This window comes from Brochothrix sp., assembly GCF_017549435.1.
In the GTDB taxonomy this organism is placed as follows: Bacteria; Bacillota; Bacilli; order Lactobacillales; family Listeriaceae; genus Brochothrix; species Brochothrix thermosphacta.
Window position 1 is genome coordinate 1 of the sequence record NZ_JAFYUW010000055.1, and the last position, 8690, is coordinate 8690.

Genomic DNA, 8690 nt, shown 5'->3' on the forward strand with positions numbered 1-8690 from the left:
GCTTACAACGACAGTATGGGACGGAAATTGCGCCAGCAATTGAGTACCAATCCTTTGCTGTCATTGTTGCGAAGACATGAGCTTACAATGACAGTATGGGACGGAAATTGTGCCAGCAATTGAGTACCAATCCTTCATTTAATGACATTGTAGCGGATTTATCCGCTTTACGAGAACAGTATGGGACGGAAATTGCGCCAGCAATTGAGTACCAATCCTTTGCTAACGTTGTTGCGAAGACATGAGCTTACAATGACAGTATGGGACGGAAATTGCGCCAGCAATTGAGTACCACCCCTTCAAGCAATTGAGTACCAATCCTTTGCTAACATTCTTGCAAATTCATTTGCTTATGATGTCAATTGAGCATCCTTCTATCCATCGTACATCATTCCTTAACTATTTTTCAGTGTCGCGTTCCAATTATATCCTCAAGGTGAAAAATAGCTAGCTATAAAAATTTACCTACTCCCTAAATGATAGCGCCCAAACAAAAAAACGTGCTGAGAAGCTGCCTTCTCAACACGTTATGATTCAATTTATTTCGCTTTAGCTTTTTTCACTGTGGCACTCACGCGTGCCTTATCACGTTCTAGTACTTCTTTTAAATATTTACCTGTATATGATTCAGGGACTTTACAAATTTCTTCCGGTGTCCCAACTGCGATTACTTGTCCACCGCCAGCTCCACCTTCTGGTCCCAAATCAATGATATTATCGGCTTGTTTAATCACATCAAGATTATGCTCAATCACCAACACTGTATCACCATTATCGACTAAGCGCTGCATCACTGTTAATAAACGCTTGATATCATCAGCATGCAAACCTGTTGTCGGTTCATCTAAGATATAGAATGATTTACCAGCCGAACGTTTATGTAGCTCTGAGGCTAATTTAACACGTTGTGCTTCACCACCCGATAAAGTTGTCGCTGGTTGACCTAGACGAACATAACCTAAACCAACATCAACGATTGTTCTTAACTTACGTTCGATGCGCGGCACATTTTGGAAAAATTCAACGCCTTCTTCAATCGTCATATTCAATATATCACTAATATTTTTACCACGATAATGAATATCGAGCGTCTCACTGTTGTAACGTTTACCGTGACAAACTTCACAAGGGACATACACATCTGGCAAGAAATGCATCTCAATTTTAATAATACCATCGCCACGACAAGCTTCACAGCGACCACCTTTCACATTAAAACTAAAACGACCTTTTTTATAGCCACGTACTTTCGCTTCATTTGTCGCAGTGAATAAATCACGAATGTCATCAAATACACCTGTATACGTCGCTGGGTTCGAACGTGGTGTTCGACCAATAGGCGATTGATTAATATCAATTATTTTCTCAATGTGTTCCATACCTGTGATCTTTTTATGTTTACCAGGTTTAACATTCGCACGATTGACATGTCGCGATAATGCTTTACGCACAATCTCATTCACAATGGTACTTTTACCAGAACCCGAGACACCGGTTACTGTTGTAAAGGTATTTAATGGGACTGTAAAATCAATATTCTTCAAATTGTTTTCTGTTGCCCCAGTTACTTTTAAGAAGTTACCGTTACCTTTACGTCTTTCTGTTGGAACTGTAATAAACTTTTTACCGTTTAAATATTGCCCGGTTAATGACTTGCGGTTCTTCATGACTTTTTCTGGCGTTCCAGCAGCAACAATTTCACCACCATGTTCACCCGCACCAGGGCCAACATCAATTAAATAATCGGCAGCCATCATCGTATCTTCATCATGTTCAACGACAATTAATGTGTTTCCGATGTCACGCATTTCTTTCAATGCATCAATCAAACGCGCGTTATCACGCTGATGTAACCCGATAGAAGGCTCATCTAAGATATAAAGAACACCTGTCAATTTTGAACCGATTTGAGTTGCCAAACGAATACGTTGGGCTTCCCCACCTGATAATGTTCCTGCTGTACGCGCTAAAGTTAAGTACTCCAAACCGACGTTATCAAGAAAACCTAAACGGTTACAAATTTCTTTAACGATGGGTTCTGCTATTTGAGCGTCTTGTGCACCTAAAGTAAGTGCTTCAACCCATTTAACCGAATCAACAATTGCCAATTCACAAATTTCACCAATATGGCGTCCTGCAATTTTAACTGAACGCGCTTTTTCATTAAGACGGTAACCAGAACACGCTTTACACGGTTGTTCTGCCATATAACCCATCATTGTATCACGCACAAAATCAGAATTTGTTTCTTTGTAACGACGCTCAATATTTGTCATCACACCTTCAAACGGAATATCAACATCTTTGGTATTCCCAAAATCGTTGGTGTAATGAAAATGGAATAAGCGCTCACCAGAACCGTTTAATAACAGCTGTTGATCATCCGCACTTAAGTCCGCAAACGGTGTATCCATATCGATATTAAAATCGTGACACGCACTTGCTAACATTTGTGGGTAATATTTTGAACTGATTGGATTCCATGCGACAAACGCACCTTCATTAAGTGTTTTCTGCATATCAGGTATCACTAACTCGATATCCGCTTTTAATGTTCTTCCTAACCCATCACATGTTTCACATGATCCGTATGGTGCATTGAAAGAAAACAGTCTAGGTTCAAGTTCCCCAACGTTAAAACCACAATAAGGACACGCATAATGTTCACTAAAGAGTAGTTCCTCACTCTCAGCGACATCAATGACTGCATAACCATCTGCTAAACGTAAAGCGGCTTCCAATGAATCTGACAAACGTGTTTCGATGCCTTCTTTTACAACAATACGGTCAATAATAATATCAATATTATGTTTTTTATTTTTTTCCAACGTAATCTCATCTGAGACATCATAAAGCTCCCCATCAACACGGACACGAACATAACCTTCTTTTTTGATATCTTGTAAGAGCTTTTTATGTTCACCTTTTTTTCCACGAACAAGCGGTGATAATATTTGAATACGTGAGCGTTCTGGCAAAGCCATAATACGTTCAACCATTTTCTCAATCGTTTGCGCTTTAATTTCGATATTGTGATTTGGACAAATAGGATGGCCGACACGTGCATAAAGCAAACGTAAATAATCATTAATTTCAGTTACTGTCCCGACTGTTGAACGCGGATTATGGCTCGTCGTTTTTTGATCGATTGAAATCGCAGGCGATAAGCCTTCGATTGTATCCACATCAGGTTTATCCATTTGACCTAAAAATTGACGTGCGTATGCCGACAATGATTCAACATAACGACGTTGTCCCTCAGCGTATAGCGTGTCAAATGCTAACGATGATTTACCAGAGCCTGATAGCCCAGTGATCACTACTAATTTATCGCGCGGAATTACCACATCGATATTCTTTAAGTTATTAACGCGTGCGCCTTGCACACTGATTTCATTTTTTCTCACCATTTCGTATGGCCTCCCTACTCTTCTTCATCACTTGTTTTGAGTGCTAATATTTTATCACGAATCGCTGCAGCCGTTTCAAAATCGAGCATACGGGCTGCCTCTTTCATGTCATCTTCTAATTCCGCGATTGTACGTGTATCGATTACTTCTTCAACCTCTTCAACGACATCCGTATTACCCGCAGAAACAACTTCGTGAATCGCTTTCTTAATCGTCGTTGGTGTAATACCATGTTCTTCATTATAAGCTTTTTGAATAATACGACGACGTTCCGTTTCATCCAATGCTTTTTGCATCGAATCAGTAATACGATTCGCATACATTAACACGTGACCGTTGGCATTACGAGCCGCGCGTCCCATCGTTTGAATAAGTGAGCGCTCAGAACGTAAGAAACCTTCCTTATCGGCATCTAAAATGGCAACAAGAGAAACTTCTGGAATATCAATTCCCTCTCTTAACAAGTTAATTCCAACTAACACATCAAACTTACCACGACGTAAATCTTGTAATATTTCTAAACGTTCAATCGTCTTCACCTCTGAATGGAGGTACTGCACTTTAATGCCTAACTCTTTGAGATAATCTGTTAAATCTTCCGACATTCGTTTTGTCAAAGTTGTAATTAATACCCGTTCGTCCACTTCAATCCGCTTATTAATTTCACCAATAAGATCGTCAATTTGACCATCAATTGGACGGATTTCAACTTCGGGATCAAGCAAACCTGTCGGACGAATAATTTGTTCAATAACATCCGGATTTTGTTCCAATTCATAAGGACCTGGTGTTGCTGAAATATAAGTAATTTGATTGACGTGTTCTTCGAATTCTTCCAAGCGTAACGGGCGGTTATCAAGTGCTGATGGTAAACGGAAGCCATAATCGACAAGCATTTGTTTACGCGCTTGATCCCCATTAAACATCCCTCTAATTTGCGGCATTGTCACATGCGATTCATCGATAATAATTTGGAAATCATCTGGAAAGTAATCAATCAATGTATGAGGTGTTGAACCTGGCGGGCGTAATTCAATTTGTCGTGAATAGTTTTCCACTCCTGAACAATAACCAATTTCTTCCAACATTTCTAAATCATAGTTTGTGCGCTGTTCCAAACGTTGCGCTTCAATTAACTTCCCTTCATCACGAAAGTATTTGAGCTGTTCAGCCAACTCAACACGGATATTTTGCATCGCTACTTCCATTTTTTCAGGTGCTGTCACAAAGTGAGTCGCAGGGAAAATCGTTACATGCTCACGGTCAGCGATTATTTCGCCTGTTAAGGCATCCATTTCACGAATTCGTTCGATTTCATCGCCAAAAAATTCAATACGCAAACAACGTTCACTACGTGAAGCTGGGAAAATTTCCACAACATCCCCGCGCACACGAAAACGCCCGCGTTGAAAATCAATGTCGTTACGTTCAAATTGAATGTCGACCAAACGACGCAATAATGTATTGCGTTCAATTTCCATCCCTTCACGTAAAGAAATCAGACGATCAAAATAAGATTTTGGATCACCTAAACCATAGATACAAGATACACTGGCAATAACAATTGTATCGCGACGCTCTAGTAATGAGGCGGTAGCAGAATGTCGCAGTTGATCAATTTCGTCATTCACACTCGAATCTTTTTCAATATAAAGATCTTTTGATGGCACATAGGCTTCTGGTTGAAAAAAATCATAATAACTAACAAAATACTCCACAGCGTTTTCCGGAAAGAACTCCTTGAACTCACTATAAAGTTGCCCTGCTAACGTTTTATTGTGAGCGATGACAAGGGTCGGCTTATTTAAATCTCGAATCACATTCGAGACAGTAAATGTTTTCCCTGTTCCTGTTGCGCCTAACAAAGTTTGCTGTTTAACGCCATTTTTCAGGTTTTTCACTAATTTTTCAATTGCTCGTGGTTGATCACCCGCAGGTTGATACGGTGATTCTAATTTAAATGTCTCGTTACCCATTATTTACGCTCCTTTTAATATATTCATACTCTGATTTTAGCAGAAAAAACACCAAAAAGCGAAAATACGTTCGCTTTTTAAGAAAAAAAAGAATAGCGTTAAAAACGCTATCAGATTTTTTAAAAAGTACGATTACTTTTATTAAAGGTTTTTTAAAGACGACAAGAAAAAGAACAACAATCGTGTTTATTGCTCTTTTCCTTCCTCATTCTTCTTTTTAAAGTAATTCACAATTATTAAACCGACTGTAATAGAAAAAGCATCTACTATGATTATTGCTAGGCTATTTGTATACCCTAAAAAAGCACTCGTCATAATCAGAATAACAGTTAAAACAACTGCCATAATGCGACTATATGTTACTTTTGTTAATACGATAACCATTAACATCGGCAACAATAGTGCCGATAAAAAGACATCTAAACTCATTTGCGTGTCGCTTCTTTCAACAACGCTTGTGTAGTGGTTGCAAGATGACTTGCGCTGGCATCATTTTGTTTTAATACATCTGGCAAGATTTCTTCAATAAAATAAGTAACAGAAGCTAAATGACGGTATTTGATGATTGTTTCCAATGCTTCAGCATAAATTTCAAAGAAAAGCGGTTCACTATTGCCTTGTTGAATTTCAGCATAAGATTCGTAAAGTAAATCAACTTTATCTGCGACAGCTAAAATTTGACCTTCTAACGTTTCATCTTTACCTTCTTTAAAAAAACGTGCAAAATCAGCTTGAAAACGCTCAGGAATTTCTTTGCTAATAAAATTTTGAGTCATACTATGTTCAACATCACTTAACATTTCGCGAAGTTCTACAGATGCATATTTTACAGGTGTTTTAATATCACCAATAAACAATTCTGAATAATCATGATTTAATGATTTCTCATAGAGCGAACGCCAATCAATCGTTTGGCCGGATTGTTCTTCTACAACGCCTAAAAATTGTGCAATTTGAGCCACCTTAAAACTATGTGCTGCCACATTATGTGGTTGATATTTAAATTTACCTGGGCAACGTACGATTAATTCTAAATCGGATAAGCTACCAAAAAAGTGATGAATTCCCATATTTTCACATCCTTCAGTCTTTTCTATTTCTCGTAATCATATCATAAAACAGGTCTTTTTGCCCACTTTAGTCATCGTAAAAAAACCACCTCTTTAAAGGTGGTTTTAATTTATGGTACTTAGCTTAACTTATTACTCTTCAACTTTCTTTCCAACCAACAATTCTTTTTCGGCTTTACTTGGAATTAAAAGCGTGAGACTTATCAACGTTACTAGCACTGTTGCTCCCATATCTGATAAGATAGCAAACCACAATGTGAGCCAGCCTGGAATCGTCAATAATAGCGCGATGATTTTCAATCCTAACGCAATACCAATGTTCCAATGAATGACACGTTGTACTTTGTGTCCAATATCAACAACAAATGGTAAACGTTTTAAATGACTCTGCATTAAGACGACATCTGCAACTTCAATTGCTGAATCGCTCCCTTGACCCATCGCAATCCCAACTTGTGCAGTTGCTAAAGCAGGTGAATCATTGATACCATCACCCACCATGGCCACTAAACGTTTTTCTTTTGCTTCTTTAATATAAGCCACTTTATCTTCTGGTAATAGATTAGCTTTAAACTGATCAAGCCCTGCTTTTTCTGCCATCAATTGCGCACTCTCTGCATTATCTCCTGTGAGCATTGTCACTTGTTTAACACCACTGCGTTTAAGTGCAGCCACTGTTTCTTTTGCTTCCTCACGCAATTGATCACGAATACCGAAAATAGCAAGAATGTCTGTTTTTGTACCCAATATAGCAACGGTCATGCCTTCTTTAAGCATTAAATCATACGCATGTTTTGCATCGATAGACCACGTTGCTTCTTCAAATAAACGATTATTTCCCAAGAAATAACTTGTGTTTTCAGTTGTCATTTCAAGGCCTTTACCCGCGATTGTTCTAACAGAACCATCTGCTAAGGTATTGTTGGCACCCTGTTTTTCGGCTTCTGTAATAAGCGCTAATGCAAGTGGATGATGTGATTCACCTTCCATTTTACGAACAATTTCAAAGACATTAATCGTTGGATCAGCCGGCGCTAACCATGTTGATACCACGCTTAATTCACCTTTAGTCAATGTCCCTGTTTTATCCATTACCACTTCATCTAACTTCGCAAGTTGTTCAAGGAACACGCCGCTTTTAACGAGCACGCCAATTTTTGCACTACGTGTTAAACCAGCCATTAGAGCAATAGGTGATGATAAAACCAGTGCACAAGGACAACCAATAATTAAAATTGCTAACCCTTGGTAGACCCATAGATTCCAATCACCTGTAATTGCACCGGGTACTAACATCACGAGCATCGCTAATACTAAAATGACCGGGGTATAAAAACGAGCGAACTTATCAATCGCCAACTCTAACGGCGTTTGTTGACTTTGAGCTTCTTCTACTAGAGCAAAAATTTTCGCCATCGATGATTCTTTGTATACCTTTGTAATGCTTAATATCAACGTACCATCTTGATTAACTGCGCCACCAAAAACATCGTCGCCCTCCCGTTTCTTAACTGGAACAGCTTCTCCTGTAATTGCAGCTTCATTGACGTTGCTACTGCCTGAATAAACACGGGCATCAGATGGGATTTTTTCACCCGCTTTAACAATAACTTTATCGCCAACTGCTAAGTTTTCAATACCAACTTCGCGCTCTTTACCGTCAATAATCAGTGTCGCTGTTTCTGGTGCCAACGACAATAAACTCTTCATTGACTGTTGTGCACGACGCATACCGTAACCTTCTAAGTATTCGTTTAAACCGAATAAAATCGCTACCATTGCTCCTTCGCGCCATTCACCAATTAAGAAAGCACCAATCATTGCAATAGTCATTAATGTATCGATTGTAAAACGGAAACGGAATAGATTACGCAACCCTCTTAAAAAGGTTGTATAACCACTAATACTGGCCGCTATTAAGTAGAGGATTAACTCTGCCCAACGCGGAAGATTAGCTTCCATCATCATAACAGCAGCAAATAAAACAGCTGATACTGCCAATAGCGTTAATTCTTTCTTATGACTCCCAGCAGAATGATCGTGGTCGTGGTCGTGTCCATGGTCATGATCTGAGTGGTTGTTTGGTATTTCTGCAAACGCTGCACCTTCACGTGCCAAAACTTTAGAGACCTGATCTAAATCAACATTTTCTGGTAACACCAGTGTTTCTGTTGCATATGTTAATTTGGCTTCTTTGGCATTTGGAACTTTACGAATATCACGTTCTAATTCTA

Annotated in this window: 6 protein-coding genes; 1 reads left to right on the forward strand and 5 read right to left on the reverse strand. The window is 38.9% G+C overall.

What is annotated here, in order from left to right:
* Positions 1-95: 95 nt before the first annotated feature.
* Entirely contained in the window at positions 96-245 is a 150-nt protein-coding gene (locus IKV95_RS03755) for a hypothetical protein (RefSeq protein ID WP_287451424.1), read from the forward strand.
* Positions 246-539: 294 nt separating this feature from the next.
* Here IKV95_RS03755 and uvrA read toward each other — a convergent pair whose 3' ends face one another.
* The 5 genes from uvrA to IKV95_RS03780 all read right to left on the reverse strand — a co-directional run.
* Positions 540-3407 (reverse strand): excinuclease ABC subunit UvrA, encoded by a 2868-nt coding sequence (uvrA, locus tag IKV95_RS03760; protein WP_029090835.1) that lies wholly within the window; start codon positions 3405-3407, stop codon positions 540-542.
* Positions 3408-3424: 17 nt separating this feature from the next.
* The gene (uvrB, locus tag IKV95_RS03765; RefSeq protein WP_029090836.1) at positions 3425-5386 is read right to left on the reverse strand and encodes an excinuclease ABC subunit UvrB; all 1962 of its coding nucleotides are present in this window, start codon (positions 5384-5386) and stop codon (positions 3425-3427) included.
* Positions 5387-5572: 186 nt separating this feature from the next.
* Positions 5573-5815 (reverse strand): DUF2198 family protein, encoded by a 243-nt coding sequence (locus IKV95_RS03770; protein WP_029090837.1) that lies wholly within the window; start codon positions 5813-5815, stop codon positions 5573-5575.
* Positions 5812-6456: an HD domain-containing protein gene (locus IKV95_RS03775; protein ID WP_029090838.1), complete on the reverse strand. Its 645-nt coding sequence runs from the start codon at positions 6454-6456 to the stop codon at positions 5812-5814. Before IKV95_RS03775 ends, IKV95_RS03770 begins: the two co-directional genes overlap by 4 nt.
* A 132-nt stretch (positions 6457-6588) precedes the next feature.
* Positions 6589-8690 (reverse strand): heavy metal translocating P-type ATPase (locus IKV95_RS03780; protein WP_287451425.1); only part of this gene is annotated, 2102 nt, incomplete at its 5' end.

Coding starts and splice junctions, on each gene's coding strand:
- uvrB (WP_029090836.1), bottom strand. CDS start 5,386: ATGGGTAACGAGACATTTAAATTAGAATCACCGTATCAACCTGCGGGT.
- IKV95_RS03770 (WP_029090837.1), bottom strand. CDS start 5,815: ATGAGTTTAGATGTCTTTTTATCGGCACTATTGTTGCCGATGTTAATG.
- IKV95_RS03775 (WP_029090838.1), bottom strand. CDS start 6,456: ATGGGAATTCATCACTTTTTTGGTAGCTTATCCGATTTAGAATTAATC.
- IKV95_RS03755 (WP_287451424.1), top strand. CDS start 96: ATGGGACGGAAATTGTGCCAGCAATTGAGTACCAATCCTTCATTTAAT.